Origin of the sequence: Duganella sp. SG902 (assembly GCF_013376005.1) — a bacterium.
In the GTDB taxonomy this organism is placed as follows: Bacteria; Pseudomonadota; Gammaproteobacteria; order Burkholderiales; family Burkholderiaceae_D; genus Rugamonas.
Genome location: NZ_JABMJK010000008.1, coordinates 196173 through 218737 on the forward strand (window position 1 = coordinate 196173; position 22565 = coordinate 218737).

The 22565-nt window shown below is 65.3% G+C and carries 20 protein-coding genes; 15 read left to right on the forward strand and 5 right to left on the reverse strand.

Annotated features, from left to right (window positions below; genetic code table 11):
• Positions 1-5 precede the first annotated feature (5 nt).
• Genes FHW83_RS18435 through FHW83_RS18460 form a run of 6 tightly spaced genes read left to right on the forward strand, consistent with a single transcriptional unit; the run spans position 6 to position 4710 of the window.
• Positions 6-1199 carry a beta-ketoacyl-ACP synthase gene (locus FHW83_RS18435; RefSeq protein ID WP_176647797.1) on the forward strand — a complete coding sequence of 398 codons (1194 nt, stop codon included), beginning with the start codon at positions 6-8 and terminating at the stop codon, positions 1197-1199.
• Positions 1196-1657 carry a hotdog family protein gene (locus FHW83_RS18440; RefSeq protein WP_176647798.1) on the forward strand — a complete coding sequence of 154 codons (462 nt, stop codon included), beginning with the start codon at positions 1196-1198 and terminating at the stop codon, positions 1655-1657. Before FHW83_RS18435 ends, FHW83_RS18440 begins: the two co-directional genes overlap by 4 nt.
• Positions 1654-2391: a 3-ketoacyl-ACP reductase FabG2 gene (locus FHW83_RS18445; RefSeq protein ID WP_176647799.1), complete on the forward strand. Its 738-nt coding sequence runs from the start codon at positions 1654-1656 to the stop codon at positions 2389-2391. The genes FHW83_RS18440 and FHW83_RS18445 overlap by 4 nt, the downstream gene beginning before the upstream one ends.
• A complete protein-coding gene (locus FHW83_RS18450) occupies positions 2388-3620 on the forward strand; it encodes a beta-ketoacyl-ACP synthase (protein WP_176647800.1) in 1233 nt (410 codons plus the stop codon). Before FHW83_RS18445 ends, FHW83_RS18450 begins: the two co-directional genes overlap by 4 nt.
• A 9-nt stretch (positions 3621-3629) precedes the next feature.
• On the forward strand, positions 3630-4073 hold the full coding sequence (locus tag FHW83_RS18455) for an excinuclease ATPase subunit (protein ID WP_176647801.1): 444 nt from the start codon (positions 3630-3632) through the stop codon (positions 4071-4073).
• A 16-nt stretch (positions 4074-4089) separates the two neighbouring features.
• Positions 4090-4710, forward strand: coding sequence for a 4'-phosphopantetheinyl transferase superfamily protein (locus FHW83_RS18460; RefSeq protein ID WP_176647802.1), 621 nt, complete (start codon positions 4090-4092; stop codon positions 4708-4710).
• On the opposite strand, the gene FHW83_RS18465 is transcribed toward FHW83_RS18460, so the two are convergent.
• Positions 4711-5568, reverse strand: a complete 858-nt coding sequence (locus tag FHW83_RS18465; protein ID WP_176647803.1) for a polysaccharide deacetylase family protein — start codon at positions 5566-5568, stop codon at positions 4711-4713. It abuts the gene before it with no gap.
• 59 nt (positions 5569-5627) lie between these two features.
• On the opposite strand from FHW83_RS18465, the gene FHW83_RS18470 reads away from it, so the two are divergent.
• Entirely contained in the window at positions 5628-6356 is a 729-nt protein-coding gene (locus tag FHW83_RS18470) for a class I SAM-dependent methyltransferase (RefSeq protein ID WP_176647892.1), read from the forward strand.
• Positions 6357-6362: 6 nt separating this feature from the next.
• Here the strand turns inward: FHW83_RS18470 and FHW83_RS18475 are convergent, their stop codons facing one another.
• Entirely contained in the window at positions 6363-6992 is a 630-nt protein-coding gene (locus FHW83_RS18475) for an energy transducer TonB (RefSeq protein ID WP_176647804.1), read from the reverse strand.
• A gap of 142 nt (positions 6993-7134) precedes the next feature.
• On the opposite strand from FHW83_RS18475, the gene FHW83_RS18480 reads away from it, so the two are divergent.
• The 6 genes from FHW83_RS18480 (at position 7135) to FHW83_RS18505 (ending at position 12734) form a co-directional block, all read left to right on the forward strand.
• A complete protein-coding gene (locus FHW83_RS18480; RefSeq protein ID WP_176647805.1) occupies positions 7135-7773 on the forward strand; it encodes a response regulator transcription factor in 639 nt (212 codons plus the stop codon).
• A complete protein-coding gene (locus tag FHW83_RS18485) occupies positions 7773-9044 on the forward strand; it encodes a sensor histidine kinase (protein WP_176647806.1) in 1272 nt (423 codons plus the stop codon). Before FHW83_RS18480 ends, FHW83_RS18485 begins: the two co-directional genes overlap by 1 nt.
• 45 nt (positions 9045-9089) lie before the next feature.
• Positions 9090-9290: a hypothetical protein gene (locus FHW83_RS18490; RefSeq protein ID WP_176647807.1), complete on the forward strand. Its 201-nt coding sequence runs from the start codon at positions 9090-9092 to the stop codon at positions 9288-9290.
• Complete coding sequence (locus FHW83_RS18495; protein ID WP_176647808.1) at positions 9287-9853, forward strand: hypothetical protein; 567 nt, start codon at positions 9287-9289, stop codon at positions 9851-9853. Before FHW83_RS18490 ends, FHW83_RS18495 begins: the two co-directional genes overlap by 4 nt.
• Positions 9854-9944: 91 nt before the next feature.
• Positions 9945-11843 carry an MFS transporter gene (locus FHW83_RS18500; protein WP_176647809.1) on the forward strand — a complete coding sequence of 633 codons (1899 nt, stop codon included), beginning with the start codon at positions 9945-9947 and terminating at the stop codon, positions 11841-11843.
• A gap of 147 nt (positions 11844-11990) precedes the next feature.
• Positions 11991-12734, forward strand: a complete 744-nt coding sequence (locus tag FHW83_RS18505; protein WP_218106344.1) for a hypothetical protein — start codon at positions 11991-11993, stop codon at positions 12732-12734.
• On the opposite strand, the gene FHW83_RS18510 is transcribed toward FHW83_RS18505, so the two are convergent.
• From FHW83_RS18510 to FHW83_RS18520, 3 genes are all read right to left on the reverse strand, one after another.
• Positions 12735-14264 (reverse strand): response regulator, encoded by a 1530-nt coding sequence (locus FHW83_RS18510; protein WP_176647810.1) that lies wholly within the window; start codon positions 14262-14264, stop codon positions 12735-12737.
• 5 nt (positions 14265-14269) lie between these two features.
• Positions 14270-15763, reverse strand: a complete 1494-nt coding sequence (locus FHW83_RS18515; protein ID WP_176647811.1) for an ATPase domain-containing protein — start codon at positions 15761-15763, stop codon at positions 14270-14272.
• Positions 15764-15841: 78 nt separating this feature from the next.
• The gene (locus FHW83_RS18520; RefSeq protein ID WP_176647812.1) at positions 15842-17989 is read right to left on the reverse strand and encodes a diguanylate cyclase domain-containing protein; all 2148 of its coding nucleotides are present in this window, start codon (positions 17987-17989) and stop codon (positions 15842-15844) included.
• Between the two features lie 263 nt (positions 17990-18252).
• Here FHW83_RS18520 and FHW83_RS18525 point away from each other — a divergent pair, with 263 nt between their 5' ends.
• Together FHW83_RS18525 and FHW83_RS18530 are read left to right on the forward strand one after the other, a co-directional pair.
• A complete protein-coding gene (locus FHW83_RS18525; protein ID WP_176647813.1) occupies positions 18253-19422 on the forward strand; it encodes an efflux RND transporter periplasmic adaptor subunit in 1170 nt (389 codons plus the stop codon).
• 11 nt (positions 19423-19433) lie between these two features.
• Positions 19434-22565, forward strand: coding sequence for an efflux RND transporter permease subunit (locus tag FHW83_RS18530; protein ID WP_176647814.1), 3132 nt, complete (start codon positions 19434-19436; stop codon positions 22563-22565).

A 22565-nucleotide genomic window follows, 5' to 3' on the forward strand; every position in this document is an offset into this window, starting at 1 on the left:
AGGCAATGCTGAATTTTTACTTGAACGCCTGCGGTATCACTTGCGCGCTTGGCGACGGCCATGAGCAGGTGAAGGCGCGCCTGTACGCCGCGCAGCCAGGTGTGGAACCCACCGCGCGCAGGTCGGCGGGCCGTGAGCTGCCGCTGGGCGAGGTGCGCGGCGCGCTGCCGCCGGTGGCGCATCTGCCGCCGCATCAGCGCAGCCGCAATAACGCGCTGGCGTTGGCGGCATTGGCGCAGATCCGTCCAGCGGTGGATGCGGCGATCGGCCGCTATGGCGCCGACCGTGTTGGCGTGGTGATCGGCACCAGTACTTCCGGTATCGGCGAGACGGAGCAGGCTATGGCGCGCAAGATCTCGGATGACGAGCTGCCGGCAGGCTTCCATTACGGCACGCAGGAAATGGGCTCCCCCGCCGCGATGCTGGCGCGGGAGCTGGGCCTGAAAGGCCCGGCCTATGTGCATTCCAGCGCGTGCTCGTCCAGCGCCAAGGCCCTGGCCAGCGCGGCGCGGCTGATCAACATGGGCCTGTGCGACGCGGTGCTGACCGGCGGCGTCGATTCGCTGTGCGCCTTCACGGTGGCTGGCTTCGCGGCGCTGGGGTCGGTCAGTCCGGCGCAATGCAATCCCATGAGCGTCAACCGCAAGGGGATCAATATCGGCGAGGGCGCCGCGCTGTTCTTGATGAGCGCCGATGCGGAAGGCACGTCGCCAGTCATGCTGATGGGCTGGGGCGAATCGTCCGACGGCCATCATATGTCGGCGCCGGATCCGACTGGCGTGGGGGCGGAACTGGCGATGACGCAGGCGCTGCGCCGCGCCGGCCTGCAAGCCACGGAGATCGATTACATCAACATGCACGGCACGGCCACGCCGCAGAACGACGCGATGGAATCGAAAGTGATCGAGCGCCTGTTCGGGACAGAAGTGCCGGTCAGCTCGACCAAGCCGTTCACCGGCCATACGCTGGGCGCGGCGGCTGCGATTGAAGCGGCGCTGTGCTGGCTGGCGATGCAGGACGATAACCAGCAAGGCAGGCTGCCGCCGCATCTGTGGGATGGCGAGATCGATCTCGCGCTGCCGGCGTTGAACCTGGTGCCGCCCGGCGCCACGCTGGGCCGCCCGCTGCGCCGCATCCTGAGCAGCTCCTTCGCGTTCGGCGGATCCAACGCCGCGCTGGTGCTGGGGAGGGGCGCATGACGATGCCCGATATCCGCAAGCTGGTGCCGCATTCCGGCCAGATGGTGCTGCTGGACCGCGTGATCAGCGCGGACGCCGATAACCTGTGCGCCGAGGTGCGCATCCATGAGGGCAGCGTGTTCGCCGGCGAAACCGGCGTCGGCGCATGGGCCGGTATCGAATACATGGCGCAGGCCGTGGCGGCGCACGCCGGCTGGGTCGCGCTGCAACGGGGCGAGGAGGTCAAGGTCGGCTTCCTGCTCGGCTCACGCAAATATGAAGCCAGTGTGGCGGAGTTCACGCTGGGCAGCGTGCTGCGGGTGCACGTGCTGCGCGTGCTGCAAGGCGATAACGGCCTGGGGGCGTTTGAATGTCGAATCGATATCGTCGACGGCCACGCCAGCGCGGCGACGGCCACGGTAACGGTGTTCCAGCCTCACAATGTCAATCAATTTCTCAAAGATGGAAACGTAGGATGAGTCAGAATAAATCCATGAGCGTGCTGGTGACGGGATCGTCGCGCGGCATCGGCAAGGCGATCGCGCTGCGCCTGGCGCGCGACGGCTACGACGTGGTGCTGCATTGCCGCAGCCAACGCGCCGAGGCGGACGCGGTGGCGCGCGACATCACCGGCATGGGCCGTGCCGCGCGCGTGCTGCAGTTCGATATCGCCGACCGCGCCGCCACCGCCGCCGCGCTGGAGGCGGACGTCGCGGAACATGGCTGCTACTACGGCGTCGTGTGCAATGCCGGCGTGGCGCGCGACAACGCCTTCCCGGCCATGTCCGGCGAGGATTGGGACATCGTGCTGCAAACGAATCTGGATGGCTTCTACAATGTGCTCAATCCATTGATCATGCCGCTGGTACAGCGCCGCAAGCCTGGCCGCATCGTGACCCTGGCGTCCGTGTCCGGGCTGATCGGCAATCGCGGGCAGGTGAACTACAGCGCCGCCAAAGCCGGCATCATCGGCGCCACCAAGGCGCTGGCGCTGGAACTGGCCAAGCGATCCATCACCGTCAACTGTGTGGCGCCTGGCTTGATTGAAACCGACATGATTGAAGAGGTGCCGATGGAAGAAGCATTGAAGATGATTCCCGCGCGCCGCGTGGGCAAGCCGGAAGAGGTGGCGGCCGCGGTCAGCTTCCTGATCGGCGAGGACGCGGGCTACATCACGCGCCAGGTCATTTCCGTCAACGGCGGCCTGGCATGAGCCGCCGCGTCGCCGTCACCGGCATGGCCGGCATCAGCCCTATCGGCAACGACTGGGGAGCGGTTCGCGAGCGTCTGGGCCAGTACCGCAACGCCGTGGTGCGCATGGCGGACTGGGAAGACTACGAAGGACTCAACACGCGCCTCGGCGCGCCGGCCGCGCCGTTCGAGTTGAGCGACCGCTACCACCGCAAGGCGATCCGCAGCATGGGCCGTGTCGCCCTGATGGCCACGCGCGCCAGCGAACTGGCGCTGGCCGACGCCGGCCTGCTGGATCACCCTTTGCTGAAGAGCGGCGACATGGGCGTGTCGTTTGGCTCGTCGGCCGGCACGCCGAGCGCCATCGGCGATTTTGGCCGCATGATGGAAGAGCGCACCACCAAGGGTATCAACGCCACCACCTACATCAAGATGATGGCGCACACGGCGCCGGTGAACATTGGCGTCTTCTTCGGCCTTACCGGCCGTGTGATCACCACCTCCAGCGCCTGTACCTCGGGCAGCCAGGGCATAGGCTATGCGTACGAGGCGATCAAGGCCGGCAAGCAGACGGCCATGGTGGCGGGCGGCGCGGAGGAACTGTGCGCGACCGAGGCGGCGGTGTTCGATACGCTGTTCGCCACCAGCACCCGCAACGATGCCGCCCACACCTCCCCGCGTCCGTTTGACGGCGAGCGTGACGGCCTGGTGATCGGCGAGGGCGCCGGTTGCCTGATCCTGGAGGACATGGAACATGCGATCGCGCGCGGCGCCACCATCTACGCGGAGCTGGTCGGCTTTGGCACCAACAGCGATGGCTGCCATGTGACGCAACCGAACGCCGCCACCATGCGCAAGTCGATGCAGATGGCGCTGGACGATGCGGGCCTGCGTCCGGCGGACATCGGCTATATCAATGCCCACGGCACCGGAACGGCGCAAGGCGACGTGGCCGAATCGCAGGCCACGCAGGCGGTGTTCGGCAGCGATACGCCCATCAGCTCCCTCAAGAGCTACATGGGCCACACCTTGGGCGCTTGCGGCGCGCTGGAAGCATGGATCAGCATCGAGATGATGCGCGAAGGCTGGTTTGCGCCGACGCTGAATCTGGAGCAGGTGGACCCGGAGTGCGCGCCACTCGACTACATCGCCGGCGAGGGCCGGGCACTGGACTGCGACTACATAATGTCGAATAATTTCGCCTTTGGCGGGATTAACACTTCGCTGATTTTTAAACGCTACGTTAAATAGGAAACCACCATGAAGAAAATGATCTCCGTCGCGGCACTGCTGACCGTTTCGCTGACGTCGTTCTCCGCCCATGCGGCCGACACCATGCTGAAATTTCCTATCGCCGGCGCGATGGCCGTCAATGACGCCGAAAAACGCCTGGGCGACTCGGTGAAGTTCTACTTCGCCGACCAGCCCACGCCCACGGTGCTGACCCGGATTGCCACCGACAAGACCAGCCAGCGCACCAACGGCTTCGGCAAATCCGCCGAAAAGGCCTGCAACTGGGTGTTCCTGTCCGCCATGCTGGCGCTGCAAAAGCGCGCGCAGGAGCTGGGCGCGAACGCCGTCATCAACATCGTCAGCAATTTCAACAACATTGAGATGGCCAGCCAGACCGAATTCGAATGCGCCGACGGCGCCATCATGGCCGGCGTCGCGCTGAAAGGCGACTTCGTCAAGGTCGCGCCATAATCGGCGGTGGATGGCCATGACGGTACTTGCCTCGCTCTTGATGGTGGACGCGGATGCGGTCACCGATGCGGACCTGCAGCGTTATCGCGCCTGGCTGACGCCGAGCGAGATGGCGCGGCACCAGCGTTTCGTGCGCGCGCAGCGGCAGCGCCAGTTTATCGTCGGCCGCGTGCTGCTGCGCGTGGCGCTGGCGCGCATACTCCAGGCGGCGCCGCAGGACGTGCGGTTGGAAGAGCAGGTGGGCAAGGCCCCGCGTCTCGTGGCGCCTGCCGTGAAAGGGGCCGCGCCGGGCTTCAGCATCGCCCATAGCGGCCGCTGGGTCGCTTGCGCCGTCAGCGCGCAGACCGCGCTGGGCCTGGATATCGAGATGCGCGATGCCGCGCGCGACTTGCCGGCATTGGCCGCGCAGGCTTTCGGCGCAGAGGAGATGGCGCAGTGGGCACGCATTCAGAACTTGTCCGGAGATGAACGCCTGGATGGCTTTTATCGTTTATGGAGCGAGAAGGAAGCCCGCTTCAAACTGAACCAACCCGGAGGCCATTGTGTAGTGGTAGTGCATCCGGAGCTGTCTGTTGTGGTGTGCAGCGAGCGGCCTTTGGCGCGGGAGCCGCGGATTGAAATAGCCGCGCTGCCCTGATTATTGCCACAGCCAGTTCCACAACCCGGGCAGGCGCGGCTTGACGTCCGTGCTGTTGATTGTGGCCGCCAGCGCGGCGCGTTCCAGTTCGTCGTGATTGTCGTAGAAGGGCTTGTCGGCCAGTGGCACATTCAGTTCGCGCGCGACGTCGAGCAGGATGTCGAGATACTCCTCGATATGGCTGGAGGTGTAGGTGTTCACGTCGTGGAAGGTCACGACCACGGGTGTGTAGCCGTCGACCGAGGGCATGTCGCCGGCGGCCCAGCGTTTGCGGGTCTCCGCCAGGTGTTTGAGCATGTTGGAGCGTTTGTGCCAGCTGAAATTGATGCCGTAGATCTTGCCGTCGTTGGCATTCAGGTCGGTCAGCAGCATGTGCAAGCCGTGCGCGTGGTAAGACGCCAGGGTGTCGGCGTCGTAGGCCCAGAAGGGCGGGCGCACCAGCTTGGGGGCGACGCCGGTTTCCGCCTTCAGGTCGTCCACGCCCAGCTGCATGGTCGCGTCGAGCGTCTCGCGGCTCATGAAGCGGTGATTGGAATGAAGGGGCGTGGCCGTGTGCAGGCCGATGACGTGGCCTTCCGCGTACTCGCGGCGTATCAGCCAGCGGCCCATTTCGGTGCCGCCGCCGTGCCAGGCCCGGGTCTGGGTGAAGAAGACCGCCTTGATGTGGTCCTGGTGCTGGTTATGCGCCAACACTTCGAGGATGTGCACCGTGGGGTTGTCGTTGACCGCCGCCGCCGGGCCGTCATCGAAGGTCAGCAGAAAACGCACTGGCGCCGGGCCGGATTGAGCCGCCGCCGCTGCGCTGAACAGCAGTAGCGATAAGGCGGCAAGCAGCGGACGTGGACGAAGTGCTAACACGGGCTCAATCAATAAAGGGGTCCGATATTGTACGTGAATTTAACTATAAAGAAGAACATATGAGCGCCAATCTAGATTTGACCCAGCCTCCAGCGGAACCGCATGTGCCGGAAACGGAATTCGGCAAATGGTTCCTGCGTACGGAAACCTGGACCGTTCATGTGCTGGAGCGCGCGCTGCAGGATTTGCAGCGATTGATGCCGGCCGAGCCGCGCACATACGAGGTGGTGGCCGATGTCGGCTGCGGCTACGGGCGTTCGCTGGCCAAGCTGCATCAGCGCTTTGCGCCGCGGCGTTTGATCGGCATGGACATCGATCCGGAGATGCTGCGGGAGTCGGCCAGGGAGGTGGCCGCGCATGGCGTGGAGGCGGAGTTCATCTGCTGCTCCAGCTCCAACATCAAACTGCCGGATAACTCGGTGGATATGCTGTTCTGCCACCAGACGTTTCATCATCTGATCGATCAGGAAAGCGCGATCAAGGAGTTCTTCCGCGTGCTCAAGCCGGGCGGCGTGCTGCTGTTTGCGGAGTCGACCAGGCGCTATATCCACTCGTGGATCATTCGCCTGCTGTTCCGCCATCCCATGGAGGTGCAAAAGACGGCGCCTGAATATCTGGCCATGGTGCGCAACGCCGGTTTCTCGGTGCCGGATAGCGCGGTGTCTTATCCTTTTCTGTGGTGGAGCCGCGAGGATCTGGGGATGATGGAAACCATCTTGCGCATCAAACCTCCGGCGGTCAAAGAAGAGACTTTGATTAACCTTGTCGCTCTTAAACCGGCGGAGTGAAAAAAGTCAGTCCAGACTCCAGACGTACTGCATCCTGGTCCAGGACTGCTGCGCCACGCCATCCACCGTACCCGGCTTGAACTTGCACAGGCTCAGGCCTGCCTGCGCGGCGCGGTCCAGATCACGAAAACCGCTGGAGCGCTCGACGCGCGAATCCGCCACTCTGCCGTCGGTGCCTATCAACAGCGCCAGGACTACTGTGCCGGTGTCGCCATTGCGCAGTGCGGTCTTGGGATATTCCGGCTTGGTGCAGGCATTCGCATCAACCACCGCCGCCACCACTGTGGGTGCGGCTTTCGGCGCCACGACTTTTCCGCCACCGCCGCCTTCAGCCGCCACCGTTGGCGGCTGTTCGGCCGGCCGGTCCGTTGTCCGGATAACGGGCGGCGGTGCGTCGGTCACGAAATCGGTGGGCGGCGTCGGCACATAAATGGGAGGGGGCGTTGACTGCGCCGGTTCCTCCACTTGCGGCTCGCGCTGCTTTGGCTTGGGCGGATCGAGATTGGGCACCAGTTCGATCACCGGCGGCGCCGCGTGGAACACCGTCAACTTCGATCCATGCAGGAAGGCCGCCAGCAACAGCACGTGCAGCACGACCACCGTCGTCATCCCAGTCAGGTTCTTCTTTTGATTCATGACTACTCCTTTGTGGTGGTAAATATTGCTATGTGTTGGAAGTATACTATTCCATTAACTGGTAAAAACAAAGGGCTTTTTGCGTTGCGATGGTGTGATATGCTTCCACCATCGAGTAATCCAAAGCGCTTAGAGGTAGCAAATGAAGAAAATACGGGTAATGCTGGCGGACGACCATCCGATCGTGATGACGGGTTTCGCCATGTCGCTGGAAGGGCAGGGGCTGGATGTGGTGGCGCAGGCGCGCACGCCGGACGAAGCGCTGGCGCAGTTCCAGCAGGTGCGGCCGGATGTGGTGGTGCTCGATATCCGCTTCGGCGAGCAGTTGACCGGGCTGGACGTCGCCAGGCAGATCCTGGCGCAGGCGCCGTCCGCCGCCATCGTTTTCCTCAGCCAGTTCGACCAGGACAGCCTGATCAAGGAGACCTACCGCCTCGGCGGCCGCGCCTTCATGACCAAGGATTGCGATCCGGCCGACCTGGCGGCGGCCGTGCGGCGCGCGCATGACGGCGAGTTGTACTTCCTGCCGCATATCGCCGAGCGGCTGGCCAACCTGTCGGTGCGCGGCGATGCGTCGCCGCAGTCGCAACTCGACGAGCGCGCGCTGGAGATCTTCACCCTGATGGCGGAAGGCCTGACCAATGCCGAAATCGCCGAAAAGCTGGACGTCTCCACCAAGACCATCAGCAATATCAGCCAGGCCGTGAAGGAAAAGCTGGGCGTGCACCGGCAGGCCTACATCACACGGCTGGCGGTCAAGCATGGCTTGATTGAACCTTGATGCGCCGCTTCTGGCGCGGCTGGAGCGTGCGCACGCGGTTGATGGCGATGACCGCGATTCCGCTGGCTTATCTGTTCTGCACCTTTGTCTGGTACGCGTATCAATCGCGCCTGTCAGAGGTGCGCGAGGAGATGGCCGAACGCGGGCCGCTGGTGGCCAAGGTGCTGGCCGACAGCAGTGAATTCAGTCTGGTCTCGCGTCGCTACGATGATCTGAGGCTGACCATCACCGGCATGCTGCGCGCCGATCCGAGCATTTATCGCATCGACGTGCTGGACGCGCAGCGGCGCGAGTTGTTGCACGCCGCCGCGCGCGCGGCCGCCGAGCCGGAGACGCGCTACTACGAGGCGCCCATCCTCAAGCGCCTGATGTGGGTGACCATGCTGGGGCCGGACGGCAAACCGTACCAGAAGGACCGCCAGGCCAACGCCAGCGGCATGACGGTGGAAACCATGGGCTATGTGCGGGTGACGATGTCGCCGTCCGCGCTGCTGCTCAAGCAGACGCGCAGGTTTTACGTGGAACTGCTGGTTGGCAGCATTGGCCTGCTGGCGTGCGTGCTGCTGGCCTGGCAATTGGCGAAAGGGCTGGACGCGTCGCTGCAGGCGTCGATGCGGGCGCTGCGCGAGGCTGACGCGGAGAAGCGCCGTTTGATCCGCAAGGTCAACACGGCGGTGGAGGATGAGCGCCAGAGCATCGCGCTGGAGATCCACGATGAGCTGAACGCGACGCTGATCGCGGCGCGGCTGGAGGCGCAGCGTATCGCCGATCTCAGCCCCGAGGGCGAGGTGCGCGACAAGGCGCAGTCCATCATCAAGCTGGCGCTGGGTCTGTACAACAGCGGGCGGGCGCTGGTGCGCCGTTTGCGCCCGGAGGTGCTGGATATGCTGGGGCTGGACGGCGCGGTGGAAGAGATCGTGCGCCACTATGACAGCGCGCGCGGCGGTTGCCGTTTTGATTTTTCCGCGCGCGGGGACTTCTCTCGCATGGAAGGGGAGGTTGCTATATCCGCGTATCGGATCGTGCAGGAGGCGCTGTCCAACGTGGTCAAGCATGCGAGGGCGACCCAAGCGTCGGTCAGCCTGTCGCTGGAAGCGGGCGAACTGCGCATGCGGATCACTGACAACGGCGTCGGTTTCGATGCGGCGCTGGCGTCCGCCGGCATCGGCCTGGTCGGCATGCGCGAACGAGTGTATGCGCTGAACGGCCAGATCAGCATCGATACCGGCCTGGCCGCGGGCACCCGGATCACCATCACGATCGCCGTGTGAAAACGGGTGTATAGTCCACCCATGATGTCACCGGGGAGGCCACTCATGGAAAACGAGCTGGACGCGTTGCTGGCGGCTTATTCCACTGGAAAGGTGAGCCGGCGCGAATTGGAGCGTGCCACGGGGCTGTGGTTTGGTGAAATATTAGCGGAGATGGCAGCCCGGCGCTTGCCGCTGCCTCGCGTCGATACCCGAGTCCATTTTAACGACGCGCAGCGGCGCTTGTTTGAGCGGGTGTTCGGATGAGCATTACACTGATCGTGACCGATGCCGGTCCGCTGATTACGCTCGCCGTGGCCGATGCGCTGGACACGCTGAAGCTGCTAGGCGCGCGCGTCATCATTCCCGATATGGTGCAGTTCGAGGTCACTCGGTACGCGGACAAACCGGGCGCCAGCACATTCCTGGCATGGCTGGCGACGAATCGAGGCGTTGTGGAGATTGGCGCCACTGAGGAATTTGCCGAGTTTTCTGAACTACTGGCGTTGAATCCTGCCTTGCGCTCCCGCAACCGTGGCGAGATGGCGGCCGCTGAAGTGTTGGCCAATGAGCTCAATGGCATCGATGCGGGCTTGCTGTTATTTGAAGACACCGATATTCGTAAAGCCAATTTTCTGGTGCGCTTGCCGGATAATGTCCTGGTCCTCTCCACCTCTACCTTTTTACATGGCCTGGAGCGCCGCAAACTGATTGTGGACGCCGACGCGATTCTCGATAGGGCCACGGCCGTTCGCGGCCCGACCGCGCTGAGCGCTTATGCGCAGGGCAGCAATGGAGCGGAGGCGGAACTCAAGAGCTGGATCGCTTGACGCCGCGCAGCCGACTTGCTTTTCGGCATGCAGGCGATGGTTCGGGTGCGGTTATAATCCGCTCAATCTTTCTTGAACGGACACGTGCCTCATGAGCCAGCCCAATCAGTTTTCGCTGTTGAAGCAGCGCCGCTTCGCGCCGTTTTTCTGGACCCAGTTCCTCGGCGCGTTTAACGATAATCTGTTCAAGACCGCGCTGGTGGTGATCATCACCTTCGATGCGCTCAGCTGGACCACCATGTCGCCGTCGCTGGTGACCAACCTGATCCCCGGCCTGTTCATCCTGCCGTACGTGCTGTTCTCCGCCACCGCCGGCCAGCTGGCCGACAAGTTCGAGAAGTCCGGCCTGACGCGCTTCGTCAAATGGCTGGAGGTGGCCATCATGTGCGTGGCCGGCATCGGCTGGGTGACGCATCATCTGTGGCTGCTGATCGCCGCCGTGGTCGGCATGGGCGTGCACTCGACGCTGTTCGGTCCCGTCAAATATGCCTACCTGCCGCAGCAGCTCAAGCCGGAGGAACTGATCGGCGGCAATGGCGTGACCGAGATGGGCACCTTCGTCGGCATCCTGATGGGCGAGGTGCTGGGCGCGGTGCTGGTGGTGCAGCAGCCGCACGGCCTGGTGCTGGAGGCCGCCGCCACCATCTGCGTGGCCGCGCTGGGCCTGGCCGCCGCCTACCGCATCCCCCATTCGCCGGCGCCGGCGCCGGATCTGAAGATCAGCTGGAACTTCGTCGGCGAGTCGATCCGCAATATCAATTTCTCGCGCAAGAACCGCACGGTGTTCCTGTCCATGCTGGGCAACTCGTGGTTCTGGTTCTATGGCGCGCTGGTGCTGGCGCAGTTCCCGGTGTATGCCAAAGACTATCTGCACGGCGATCACGGCGCCTTCGTGCTGCTGCTGACCATCTTCTCGCTGGGCGTGGGCAGCGGCTCGCTGCTGTGCGAGCGCCTGTCCGGCCGCAAGGTGGAGATCGGGCTGGTGCCGTTCGGCTCCATCGGCCTGACGGTGTTTGGCATCGACCTGTATTTCGCCAGCCTGGCCTTCCACGCCAACGTGGCGGCCGGCGTGCATCTGGACGCGTTCGCGCTGCTGGCGCAGCACGGCATGTGGCGCATCCTGTTCGACGTGCTGATGATCGGCATGTTCGGCGGCTTCTTCATCGTGCCGCTGTTCGCGCTGATCCAGCTGCGCTGCGATCCGGCGCACATCTCGCGCACCATCGCCGGCATGAACATCCTCAACGCGCTGTTCATGGTGGCGGCGGCCGGCCTGGCCATCGTGCTGCTGGGGCAGGGGCTGAGCATTCCGCAGCTGTTCCTGGTGACCGCGCTGCTGAACGCCGTGGTGGCGGTCTACATCTTCTCGCTGGTGCCGGAGTTCCTGATGCGCTTCCTGGCCTGGGTGCTGATCCACACCATCCACCGCGTGCACGTGGTCGATGCCGAGCGTATCCCGGCCGAAGGCGCGGCGGTGCTGGTGTGTAACCATGTGTCGTACGTGGACGCGATTGTCATCATGGCGGCCGCGCCGCGCCCGATCCGCTTCGTGATGGACCACCGCATCTTCAAGCTGCCGCTGCTGGGCTGGATCTTCCGCACCGCGCGCGCCATCCCGATCGCGCCGGCCAAGGAGGATCCGTGGCTGATGGAGAAGGCGTACGTCGATATCGCCCAGGCGCTGCACGAGGGGGAGCTGGTGTGCATCTTCCCCGAAGGCCAGCTCACCCGTACCGGCGACATCAACGACTTCAAGGGCGGCGTCGCCAAGATCGTCGAGCGCACCAAGGTGCCGGTGATCCCGATGGCGCTGCGCGGCCTGTGGGGCCATCTGCTGAGCCGCAACCACGATAACGTGTTCGAACGCGTGTTCCGCAAGGGCTTGCGCTCGCGCCTGGCGCTGGCGGTGGGCACGCCGGTGGCGCCGCAGGACGTGACGCCGGAGGATTTGAAGCGGCGCGTGGCGGGCCTGCGCGGTGACTGGAAGTAATGGTTTTTTAAGCAAATGTCCACGTCATAGTGGTTAGGAAATGTAACTTACCACAGGTTACAAATTGGTTTTCTGTCTTTACAAGTTTTCTTTAGACTGCGGTGCGGCGCTTCACGAGAGCGCCGTACACAATTAGGGGAAAACTTCATGCAGAAAAAAGACACGTACCGCGCGCTGGCCGCGGCGGCCATGCTGGCGCTGAGCGCCTGCGGCGGCGACAACAGCTACCAGGCACCACCGCAAGCGGCGCCGCCGGCGCCCACGCCGGTGGCCAGCACCATCACGATAGACTTCACCAAGGGCATCGACGGCTGGGCCGCCGGCGTGGCCGATTACACCGACGGCACCGAGCCCACCGAGACCGGCGCCGGCTGGTCCAAGCTGGCGCCGCCGGTGGGGGGCATGGGCTATTACCTGATCTCGCACAACAACAGCGACGACGTGTTCACCTACACCAAGCGCCAGTTCACCGGCCTGGTGCCGAACGCAAAGTACACCGTCACCTTCGAGATGAGCTACGCCACCAACGCGGCCACCGGTTGCTTTGGCGTGGGCGGCGCGCGCGGCGAGAGCATTTACATGGTGGCGGCGGCCACCACCGACGAACCGAAACTGGTCAAGCAAAGCGATGGCCGCTATCGCCTGAACTTCGACCACGGCGACCAGGCCGAATCGGGCAAGCAGGGCAAGGTGCTGGGCACGCAGGGCATCGAGGGTCTCGATTGCGGCGGCACCGAGTTCGCCAAGGCCACCCGCAAGTCCGGCGAGGCGATCGCCTTCACCGCCGACAAGGATGGCAAGTTCTGGATCGTGCTGGGCACCGATTCGGCGTTCGAGGGCACCAACGACCTGTATCTGCTGGGCGCGGTCGCCAACGTCAAGCCGCAGTAATCAGCGCGCCGCCTGGACCTGTTCGCGGTTGTAGCGCGCCCCGGCCAGGCGGACGATCTGTTCCAGTTCCACCGGCTTCACCAGGTGATGGTCGAAGCCGGCCTCGGCGGTGCGCCGGCGCGCGTCGCCCTGGCCCCAGCCGGTCAGGGCCAGCAGCAGGATGTGCTCGGCGCCGGGGAGTTGCCGGATCGCGCGCGCGGTTTCGTAGCCATCCATGCCCGGCATGCCCAGGTCCATGATGATGATGTCCGGCGCCTGCGCCTCCACTGCCGCGATGGCCGAGGCGCCGTCGTACACGGCGCGCACGTCAAAGCCATCCAGTTCCAGCAGCGCGGTGAGCGAGTCGGCGGCGTCCTGATTGTCGTCCACCACCAGCGCCTTCAGCTTGCGGCCATCGGCGCCGGCGCCTTGCGCCAGCGGCACCGGGTCGCGCACGCCGGCGTTGCTGAGCACCGGCAGCCGGATCACGAACTCGCTGCCTTTGCCCAGCCCCTCGCTATACGCCTCCACCGTGCCGCCGTGCATTTCCGCGAACTGGCGCGACAGGCTGAGGCCGATGCCCAGGCCGCTGGAGAACTGGCCGTTGACGGTATTGCTTTGTTCAAACATGCGGAAGATGCGCGGGATGGTGTCGGCGTCGAGGCCGATGCCGTCGTCGCGGATGCTCACCAGCAGCTGGCCGTCGTCGACCGCGGCGCGCACCACCACATGCCCGCCTTGGGGCGTGAACTTGACCGCGTTGGACAGGATGTTGGCGTAGATTTGTACCACGCGCGCGTAGTCGACGTTGAGCATCACCTCATGCGGCGGCAGCTGCCAGGCGATGTGGATGCGCTTGCCGTCGGCGGCCTGCTGGCACAGCTCGCTCACATGGCTCATCACCGAGGCCAGCGACGCCTGCTGTTGCTGCAGCTTGATCTTGCCTCTGGTGATGCGCGCCACGTCCAGCAGGTCGTCCACCAGCCGCGTCAGCAGGCGCACCTGGCGTTCCACCATGTCGCGGATGCGCGCCACCGGCGCCACGTTCGGATACAGGTGGGTCAGCAGCGACACCGAGGTGCGGATCGGCGCCAGCGGGTTGCGCAGCTCGTGCCCGAGGCTGGCCAGGAATTCATCCTTGCGGCGCGCCGCCTCGCGCACCTGGTACTGCTTGTTGCGCGCGCGCAGGGTGGCGTGCAGCGCGGTGATCAGGGTCAGCGTGCGCACCGGCCGCTCCAGCAGCGCCAGGTTGCCGAGCGAGGCCACCGCCTGCCGCACCACCGGCGAGTCGGCGCCGCTGTGGGTGAGCAGGATGATGGGCAGGTCCGACCACTCCGGCTGGCGCGCCACGCAAGCCTGCAGCAATTGCAGGCCGCCCGGCGCCAGCGCTTCCTCCACCGTCAGCACGGCGCCGACGCCGCGCTCCAGTTCCTGTCCCAGCTCGGCCAGGGTGGCGCACACATGGCTGTCGATGGCGGCCACGGTCAGCACCTTGGCCGCCAGCGGCGCATCCCGGCCTGTGGGGGCGTAGATCAGGATGCGGTTTTCCATGATGCTCAATCGTTCGCCAGGTCCGCAGTCGCCGGACCGTGATAGGTCGGCACGCCGGTCAGCACGCCGTGGAAGTCTTTCAGGATCGGCCCGACCCGCAGGCCGCCGGTGCCGACCGAGAAGCGGCGGATGCTGCGCTCGTGCGAGCTGCCGCGTTTCTTGAACACGGAAATCGCCTGCTGCACGTCGCCGTCGCACTCGAAGTAGCGCAGCATGATGATGTTGTCGGCCAGGTAGCTGGCGTCGACCGAGCTGCTCATGCCGGTGCCCAGTATGCCCTGCTGCACGCCGACCAGGATGCTGACCACGCCGCGCTGGCCGAGGTAGGTCAGCAGCTCGTGCAGGTAGATGATGAGGAAGCGTTCGTCCGGCACCGCGTTCAGGTAGCCGTTCAGGCTGTCGATCACCACCACCCGCGCGCCGCGCTCCACCGCCGCCGTGACGGCGGTGGAAAACTCGCCGGGCGACAGTTCGGCCGGATCGATCTGCTGCACCGTGAGCAGGCCGTCGCGGATCGCGTCGTGCAGGTTCAGGCCCAGGTTCGTGCAGCGGTTCAGCATGTTGTTGCGCGCTTCCTCGAACAGGAACATGGCGCATGGCTCGCCGCGCAGCGTGGCCGCGTGCACGAACTGCGCCGCCAGCGAGGATTTGCCGGTGCCCGACGGTCCGCTTATCAGCGTGCTCATGCCTTCCTCCAGGCCGCCGCCGATCAGGCTGTCGAGCGTGGGCATGCCGCTCGAGAGTTGGCGGCGCGGGCCATTCTCACGCGAGTGGGCCGCCACCAGGCGCGGATAGACCTGCAGGCCGCCCTTGACGATCTTGTAGTCGTGCGCGCCGCCGCGGAAGGCCACGCCCCGATACTTGACCACGCGCAGGCGGCGGCGCTCGGCGCCATAGGCCTGGTCGGCCAGCTCCAGCGTCAGCACCGCGTGCGCCACGCTGCGCACCTGCAAGTCGGTGCTGAGGGCGGTGCGGTCGTCCAGCAAAATCGAGGTGCAGCTGCGGCTGCTCAGGTACTGCTTGAGTGCCAGCACCTGGCGCCGGTAGCGCAACGGGCTTTCCGCCAGCAGCTGCAGCTCGGACAGCGAGTCCAGCACCAGGCGGCGCGGCTGGTGGCGGTCAACCGCCGCCAGGATGCGCTGGGTGGTGCTGCCGAGCTCGATCTCGGAAGGGTGGAAAATGGTGTATTGCTGATCCGGGTTCAGCGCCTTTTCGTCGGGGATGATTTCCTCGATGTGGATGCCGTCCATGTCCCAGCCGTGCGAGGCCGCGACGCTGCGCAGCTCGACCGAGGTTTCGGCCAGCGTGATGTACAGCGTGGACTCGCCCCGGCGCTCGCCTTCAAGCAAAAATTGGAGTGCCAGCGTGGTCTTGCCGGTGCCCGGCTCGCCCTCCACGAGGTAGAGCCGGTCGCTGGTCAGGCCGCCGGACAGGATGTCGTCCAGACCCGGTACGCCAGTCGATAGAAAGTCAGTAGTAACGCTGTTTTGCTCTTCCATGAGTCAGACCCGCAACATAAATGCCGATGTTGGAAAATACTACATGAACGCGAGGAAATGAGATGTTCGATAGCGCACTTATCGTCGCGCGCGCAACTGCATGCCTTGCTGCTTGTGGCGGTACATGGCGCGGTCGGCGCGGCCCAGCAGCATTTCGGTGTCCTGCGGGTCGTCCGGGTGGTGGATGGCGATGCCGATGCTGGCGCTCAGCGACACGGTGGCGGTCTTCAGGATGAACGGGCGCTGCAGTGCCGGCAGCAGCTTGTCGGCCGCCTCCTGGGCGGCGTCGTCGCTGTGCAGCATTTCGAGGATGACCACGAATTCGTCGCCGGCCAGGCGGCCGACCGTGTCGGTCTTGCGCACCGCGCCGCGCACGCGCTCGGCGAACTGGCGCAGCAGCTCGTCGCCTTCCTCGTGGCCATAGCGGTCGTTGACCTGCTTGAAGCGGTCGAGGTCGAGGAAGAACACGGCGCAGCTCTGGCGCAGGCGGTTGGCGCGCTGCAGCGCCTCGGGCAGGGCCTGCATCAGCGCGCGCCGGTTCGGCAGTCCGGTCAGGGTATCCTTCAGCGCCATCGCCTCCATCGACGCGAACAGCGACTTGCGCTCGCTGATGTCGTGCAGGAAGGCGATGAACAGGTGGCCGCTGCTGCGCGGCACGTAGGCCAGCGACACCTCCACCGGCAGCTCCTGGCCGGCGCGGTTGTGCAGCGTCAGCTCGACCCGGCGGCTCAGCATGGCGGCGGCGCCGTCGCCGCTGTCGGCCAGCTGGCGCATGTCGCGCTCGTAGGCGCGGCGCAGCAGCGGCGGCAGCATCATGGCCGCCAGCGGCTGGCCGATGACCTCGCTGCGCTTCCAGCCCAGCAGTTTCTCGGCCTGCAGGTTCCACTCGCGCACCACGCCGCCCGGGTCGAGCGCGATGAAGGCGTCGTGGGCGTTGTCGAGAATCGCCCGCAGCTCGGCCGCGCGTTCCTGCAGCAGCTGCTGGGTGGTCTGTTCCTGCGCCAGCGCGCGCTCCAGCTGCAGCGCCTTGCGGGCGATCTCGCGGGTGCGCTCGGCCACCGCCGACTCCAGCTTCTCGTTCATGCCGCGCAGCTGGTCGACGTGGTTCTGTTCGTTGCGCAGCATCTCGCTCAGCGCGCGCGACAGCACCTGCACCTCGTGGTAGCTATCGTCGCGCCGCACGACCGGCAGCGCGGCGGCGTCGTCCGGCGCCGCCAGCCGTTCCTCGATGGCGCGGCTGAGGGCGTTCAGCGGACGGGTGAAGCGGCGCGCCACGGCGGCGGCGGCCAGCGCCATCGCCAGGCCCAGCACGGCGCCCAGCAGCAGGATCTGGCGCTCCAGCGCGCGCGCGCCGGACAGGGCCAGCTCTTCCGGCTGGCGCACCAGGATGGCCCAGCTCAGGGTGGCCGGATCGTCGGCGTGGCCGGTGCGGGCGTAGCCGGTGAGGTAGCTGCGGCCGTCGGCCCAGGTCTCCTTGAGCGCGCCGGAGGCGCCGCTGTGGGCCAGCGTCAGGCTGTCGCTGTCGATCTTTTGCTCCTCCATGCCCGGCGGGCCGAGGATGACGGTGCCGTCGCGCCGCACCACGAAGATCTCGGCCGAGTATTGCCTGTCGGCTGGCGCGAAGATGGTTTGCACCATGCGCCGCGCCCAGCCCCAGCTCATGTGCACCGACAGCACGCCGCGGTACTGGCCGTCGGCGCCGGTGACCGGGCCGGAGGCGTCGACGAAGCGCCATGGATCGGTGTTGGCCGGCAGCTTCTTGCCCAGCAGGTTGGCCGGATGGATGTCGCCGGCGTAGATCTTGTCCTGGCCGCCCTTGAACCAGTCGCGCTGGCTGACGTCCACGCCTTCCTGCACGCCCTGGGTGCCGGCGAACACCTTGCCGTCCGGCGTGGCCAGGCCGATCCAGGCGTAGTCGGGGAAGGTTCTTTGCAGGCTTTCCAGCACCTCGCGCACCTCGGCCGGCGTGCGGCCCTCGCGCACGCGCGGCAGCTCGGACAGCAGCTGGACGTCGCTGGTGGCCTTGCGCACCACGCCGTTGAGCGCGTCGCGCATCTGCCAGGACAGCTGCTGCAGTCTTTGCTCGGCCTCGCGGCGGGCGTAGTCGATGGCGAAATGGTCGACCAATATCAGCAGCGACAACACGGTCAACAGCACCGTCGCGCTCACGCCCACGGTCACCAGGGTGGTGAGGCGGGGACGGGCGGCAGGGGACGACGGAAGCATGGGCTGCACTGGGGGACCGAAAAGATGTCGGAAAGAAAGTGATTTGATTGTAGCATCGCCCACCCTGGCGCAAGCCCTTGTCCTAGGCAATTTTGCCACCTTAAACCACGCTTAAGCTTTCCGCACCGCACAAGAAAGTTGCTTGACTTAATTAGAATGATCGTTCATTCTACGGTTTGTGCTTATTTTTTATACAGAAAGTCCATCCCATGGAAGCCTTTTTCTGCAAAAAACCTCTGCTGCGGAGCGCTGGCGCCGCAGCCATGATCACCGCGATCGCCGTCCTGGCCGGTTGCTCCAAATCCACGACCGAAGCACCTCGCACGCAGCAGGTGGCGGAAGTGGGCGTATTCAAGGTGGCGCGGGAAGCGCTGCAAATCACGACCGAACTGCCGGGCCGCACCGCCGCTTATCAAGTGGCCGAGGTGCGACCGCAGGTCAGCGGTCTGATTCAGAAACGCCTGTTTGTCGAGGGCGCCGACGTCAAGGCCGGCGTCCCGCTGTACCAGATCGACGCGGCCATTTACCAGGCCGCCTACAACTCGGCCAAGGCCGCGCTGGCCAAGGCCAGGGCCAACCTGGCGGCGGCCGCGCCGAAAGTGGCGCGCTACAAGGACCTGGTGGCGATCGAAGGCGTGAGCCGCCAGGACTACGACGACGCCGTCGCCGCCCACGAGCAGGCCAAGGCCGACGTGGAATCGGCCGTCGCCGCGCTGGAGCAAGCCAAGATCAATCTCGATTACACCCACGTCGACGCGCCGATCGGCGGCCGCATCAGCCGTTCGGCGGTGACGCCGGGCGCGCTGGTGACCGCCAACCAGGCCACCGCGCTGACCACCGTGCAGCAGCTGGACCCGATCTACGTCGACGTCACCCAGACCAGCGAGGACATGCTGCGCCTGAAGCGCGAGATCGAAAGCGGCGGCCTGAAAACCGGCGGCGGCCAGGCCAAGGTCACGCTGCTGCTGTCGGACGGCACCAAGTACGCGCAGGACGGCAAGCTGCAGTTCTCCGACGTGACGGTCGATCCGGGCACCGGCAACGTCACGTTGCGCGCGCTGTTCCCGAATCCCAAGCATGATCTGCTGCCGGGCATGTTCGTGCGCGCGGTGATCGAGTCGGGCGTCGACGAACACGCGATCGCCGTGCCGCAGCAGGGCGTGACCCGCAATCCCAAGGGCGAGGCCACCGCGCTGGTGTTGAACAAGGAAGGCAAGGTCGAACAGCGCACGCTGGTCACCGGCGGCACGCTGGGCAACAAGTGGCTGGTGAAATCGGGCCTGAACGAGGGCGACCTGCTGATCGTGGAAGGCGTGCAGAAAGTGCGGCCGGGGGCGCCGGCAAGCGCCGCCAAGCCGTCCGCCACGCTGGCCGCCGGCGGCTCGCCGGGCGCCGGCGGCGCCACGCCAGCCAACGCCAAGAGCGCGCAATAAGGAGCTGACCCATGTCCCGTTTCTTTATTGATCGCCCGATTTTCGCGTGGGTGGTCGCGATCGTCATCATGCTCGCGGGCGTGATCGCGATTCTCGGCCTGCCGATATCGCAGTATCCAAGCATCGCACCGCCGTCGATTTCGATCACCGGCTCGTATCCGGGCGCCTCGGCCAAGACGGTGGAAGACGCCGTGACCCAGATCATCGAACAAAAGATGAAGGGTATCGACGGCCTGCGCTACATGTCCTCGTCGTCCGATTCGACCGGCGGCGTCACCATCACCCTGACCTTCAAGAGCGGCACCAATCCTGACATCGCGCAGGTGCAGGTGCAGAACAAGCTGCAGCTGGCGACGCCGCTGCTGCCTGCCGCCGTTCAGCAGCAGGGCCTGGTGGTGGCCAAGGCCACCAAGAACTTCCTGATGGTGGTGGGCTTCGTGTCCGAGGACGGCTCCATGAAGCAGGCCGACATCGGCGACTACGTGGCCGCCAGCGTGATCGACCCGATCTCGCGCGTGGAAGGCGTGGGCGACGTGACCAACTTCGGCTCGCAGTACGCCATGCGCATCTGGCTGGACGCGGCCAAGCTGCAAAGCTACCAGCTGACGCCCGCCGACGTGTCGTCGGCCATCACCGCGCAGAACACCGAGGTGTCCGCCGGTGAACTGGGCGGCTTGCCGTCCGTCGCCGGCCAGCAGCTGAACGCCACCGTGACCGCGCAAAGCCGCTTGCAGACCGCCGAACAATTCGGCGCCATCCTGCTGAAGACCGCCACCAATGGCGCCACCGTGCACCTGCGCGACGTCGCCCGCATGGAGCTGGGCAGCGAGACCTACAACATCCTGGCGCGCTACAACGGCAAGCCGGCGTCCGGCATCGCCATCAAGCTGGCCACCGGCGCCAACGCGCTGGACACCGCCAACGCGGTGAAGGCCAAGATCGCGCAGCTCGAGAAGCAGTTCCCGCATGGCATGAAGGCGGTGATCGCCTTCGACACCACCCCGTTCGTCAAGCTGTCGATCGAGGAGGTGGTGAAGACGCTGGTGGAAGCGGTGATCCTGGTGTTCCTGGTGATGTACCTGTTCCTGCAAAACTTCCGCGCCACGCTGATTCCGACCATGGCGGTGCCGGTGGTGCTGCTGGGTACCTTCGCCATCCTGTCGGCGCTGGGCTATTCGATCAACACGCTGACCATGTTCGCCGTGGTGCTGGCGATCGGCCTGCTGGTGGACGACGCCATCGTGGTGGTGGAGAACGTCGAGCGCGTGATGACGGAGGAGGGCTTGTCGCCGCTGGAGGCGACCCGCAAGTCCATGAGCCAGATCAGCGGCGCGCTGGTGGGTATCGCCATGGTGCTGTCGGCGGTGTTTGTGCCGATGGCCTTCTTCAGCGGTTCGACCGGCGTGATTTACCGCCAGTTCTCGATCACGATCGTGTCGGCCATGGTGTTGTCGGTGCTGGTGGCGATGATCTTCACGCCGGCGCTGTGCGCGACCATCCTGAAGCCGGTGGAAAAAGGCCATCACCTGACCGACAAGGGCTTCTTCGGCTGGTTCAACCGCACCTTTGAGCGCAGCACCAACAAGTACCAGGGCATGGTTGGCGCGATCCTGAATCGCGGCGGCCGTTCGCTGGCGGTGTACGGCGCCATCGTGGTGGTGCTGGCGCTTGTCTTCATGCGCCTGCCAACCTCCTTCCTGCCGGAAGAGGACCAGGGCGTGCTGTTCTCGCAAATCCAGCTGCCGACCGGCGCCACGCAGGAGCGCACGCTGAAGGTGATTGAAAAGGTCGAGGACCACTTCCTGAACGATGAAAAGCAGGCTGTCGCATCGGTGTTCGCGGTGGCCGGCTTCAGCTTCAGCGGCAATGGCCAGAACAGCGGCATCGCCTTCGTGCGGATGAAGGACTGGGCCGAGCGTCCGGGCGCCGCGAATCGCGTGAGCGCGATCGTCGGCCGCGCCATGGGCAAGTTCTCGCAGATCAAGGATGCGATGGTGTTCGCCTTCGCCCCGCCTGCGGTGCTGGAGCTGGGTAACGCCAGCGGCTTCGACCTGCAGCTGCAGGATATCGGCGGCGTCGGTCACGACGCGCTGATGGCGGCGCGTAACCAGATGCTGGGCATGGCGTCCAAGAGTCCTGTGCTGGTGGGCGTGCGCCCCAACGGCCAGGAGGACACGCCACAGTACAAGATCACCGTCGATCAGCAGAAGGCGATCGCGCTTGGCCTGAAGGTGGAGGACGTGAACAAGGTGCTGAGCACCGCCTGGGGTAGCGCCTACGTCAACGACTTCGTCGACCGCGGCCGCGTGAAGAAGGTGTACCTGCAAGGTTCGGCCGAGGCGCGCATGACGCCGGAAGACCTGAACAAGTGGTTCGTGCGTAACGCCGACGGCCAGATGGTGCCTTTCTCGGCCTTCACCACCGGCCAGTGGATCTACGCCTCGCCGCGCCTGGAACGCTACAACGGCCTGCCGTCGACCGAGATCCTTGGCATGCCGGCGCCGGGCCAGTCGTCGGGCGTGGCCATGAAGGAGATCGAAAAACTGGCGGAGCAACTGCCGCCGGGTATCGGCTTCGAGTGGACCGGCCTGTCGACCGAGGAACGCGACTCCGGCTCGCAGACCACGCAGCTGTATGCGATCTCGATCCTGATCGTGTTCCTGTGCCTGGCCGCGCTGTATGAAAGCTGGTCGGTGCCGTTCTCGGTGCTGCTGGTGGTGCCGCTGGGCGTGGTGGGCACGGTGCTGGCGACGTTTGTGTTCAAGCTCTCGAACGACGTCTACTTCCAGGTCGGCCTGCTGACCGTGATCGGTCTGGCGGCGAAGAACGCCATCCTGATCGTGGAATTCGCCAAGGAGCTGCAGGAGCAGGGCGTGGAGCTGAAACAGGCCACGCTGCAGGCGGTGAAACTGCGCCTGCGTCCCATCCTGATGACTTCCATCGCCTTTGGCCTGGGCGTGCTGCCGCTGGCGATCAGCAGCGGCGCCGGTTCCGGCAGCCAGAACGCGATCGGCGTGGGCGTGTTGGGCGGGATGCTGACGGCGACCTTCCTGGGCATCTTCTTCGTGCCGCTGTTCTTTGTGCTGGTGCGCGGCTACTTCGCGCCGAAGACGGCCGCTCCCGCAACTGTAGAGGTGCATTGA

Bases quoted from the DNA above. Each gene is read 5' to 3' on its own strand.
- FHW83_RS18435 (WP_176647797.1), top strand. From the start codon at position 6: ATGCTGAATTTTTACTTGAACGCCTGCGGTATCACTTGCGCGCTTGGC.
- FHW83_RS18440 (WP_176647798.1), top strand. From the start codon at position 1,196: ATGACGATGCCCGATATCCGCAAGCTGGTGCCGCATTCCGGCCAGATG.
- FHW83_RS18445 (WP_176647799.1), top strand. From the start codon at position 1,654: ATGAGTCAGAATAAATCCATGAGCGTGCTGGTGACGGGATCGTCGCGC.
- FHW83_RS18450 (WP_176647800.1), top strand. From the start codon at position 2,388: ATGAGCCGCCGCGTCGCCGTCACCGGCATGGCCGGCATCAGCCCTATC.
- FHW83_RS18455 (WP_176647801.1), top strand. From the start codon at position 3,630: ATGAAGAAAATGATCTCCGTCGCGGCACTGCTGACCGTTTCGCTGACG.
- FHW83_RS18460 (WP_176647802.1), top strand. From the start codon at position 4,090: ATGACGGTACTTGCCTCGCTCTTGATGGTGGACGCGGATGCGGTCACC.
- FHW83_RS18470 (WP_176647892.1), top strand. From the start codon at position 5,628: ATGAGCGCCAATCTAGATTTGACCCAGCCTCCAGCGGAACCGCATGTG.
- FHW83_RS18475 (WP_176647804.1), bottom strand. From the start codon at position 6,992: ATGAATCAAAAGAAGAACCTGACTGGGATGACGACGGTGGTCGTGCTG.
- FHW83_RS18480 (WP_176647805.1), top strand. From the start codon at position 7,135: ATGAAGAAAATACGGGTAATGCTGGCGGACGACCATCCGATCGTGATG.
- FHW83_RS18485 (WP_176647806.1), top strand. From the start codon at position 7,773: ATGCGCCGCTTCTGGCGCGGCTGGAGCGTGCGCACGCGGTTGATGGCG.
- FHW83_RS18490 (WP_176647807.1), top strand. From the start codon at position 9,090: ATGGAAAACGAGCTGGACGCGTTGCTGGCGGCTTATTCCACTGGAAAG.
- FHW83_RS18495 (WP_176647808.1), top strand. From the start codon at position 9,287: ATGAGCATTACACTGATCGTGACCGATGCCGGTCCGCTGATTACGCTC.
- FHW83_RS18500 (WP_176647809.1), top strand. From the start codon at position 9,945: ATGAGCCAGCCCAATCAGTTTTCGCTGTTGAAGCAGCGCCGCTTCGCG.
- FHW83_RS18505 (WP_218106344.1), top strand. From the start codon at position 11,991: ATGCAGAAAAAAGACACGTACCGCGCGCTGGCCGCGGCGGCCATGCTG.
- FHW83_RS18510 (WP_176647810.1), bottom strand. From the start codon at position 14,264: ATGGAAAACCGCATCCTGATCTACGCCCCCACAGGCCGGGATGCGCCG.
- FHW83_RS18515 (WP_176647811.1), bottom strand. From the start codon at position 15,763: ATGGAAGAGCAAAACAGCGTTACTACTGACTTTCTATCGACTGGCGTA.
- FHW83_RS18520 (WP_176647812.1), bottom strand. From the start codon at position 17,989: ATGCTTCCGTCGTCCCCTGCCGCCCGTCCCCGCCTCACCACCCTGGTG.
- FHW83_RS18525 (WP_176647813.1), top strand. From the start codon at position 18,253: ATGATCACCGCGATCGCCGTCCTGGCCGGTTGCTCCAAATCCACGACC.
- FHW83_RS18530 (WP_176647814.1), top strand. From the start codon at position 19,434: ATGTCCCGTTTCTTTATTGATCGCCCGATTTTCGCGTGGGTGGTCGCG.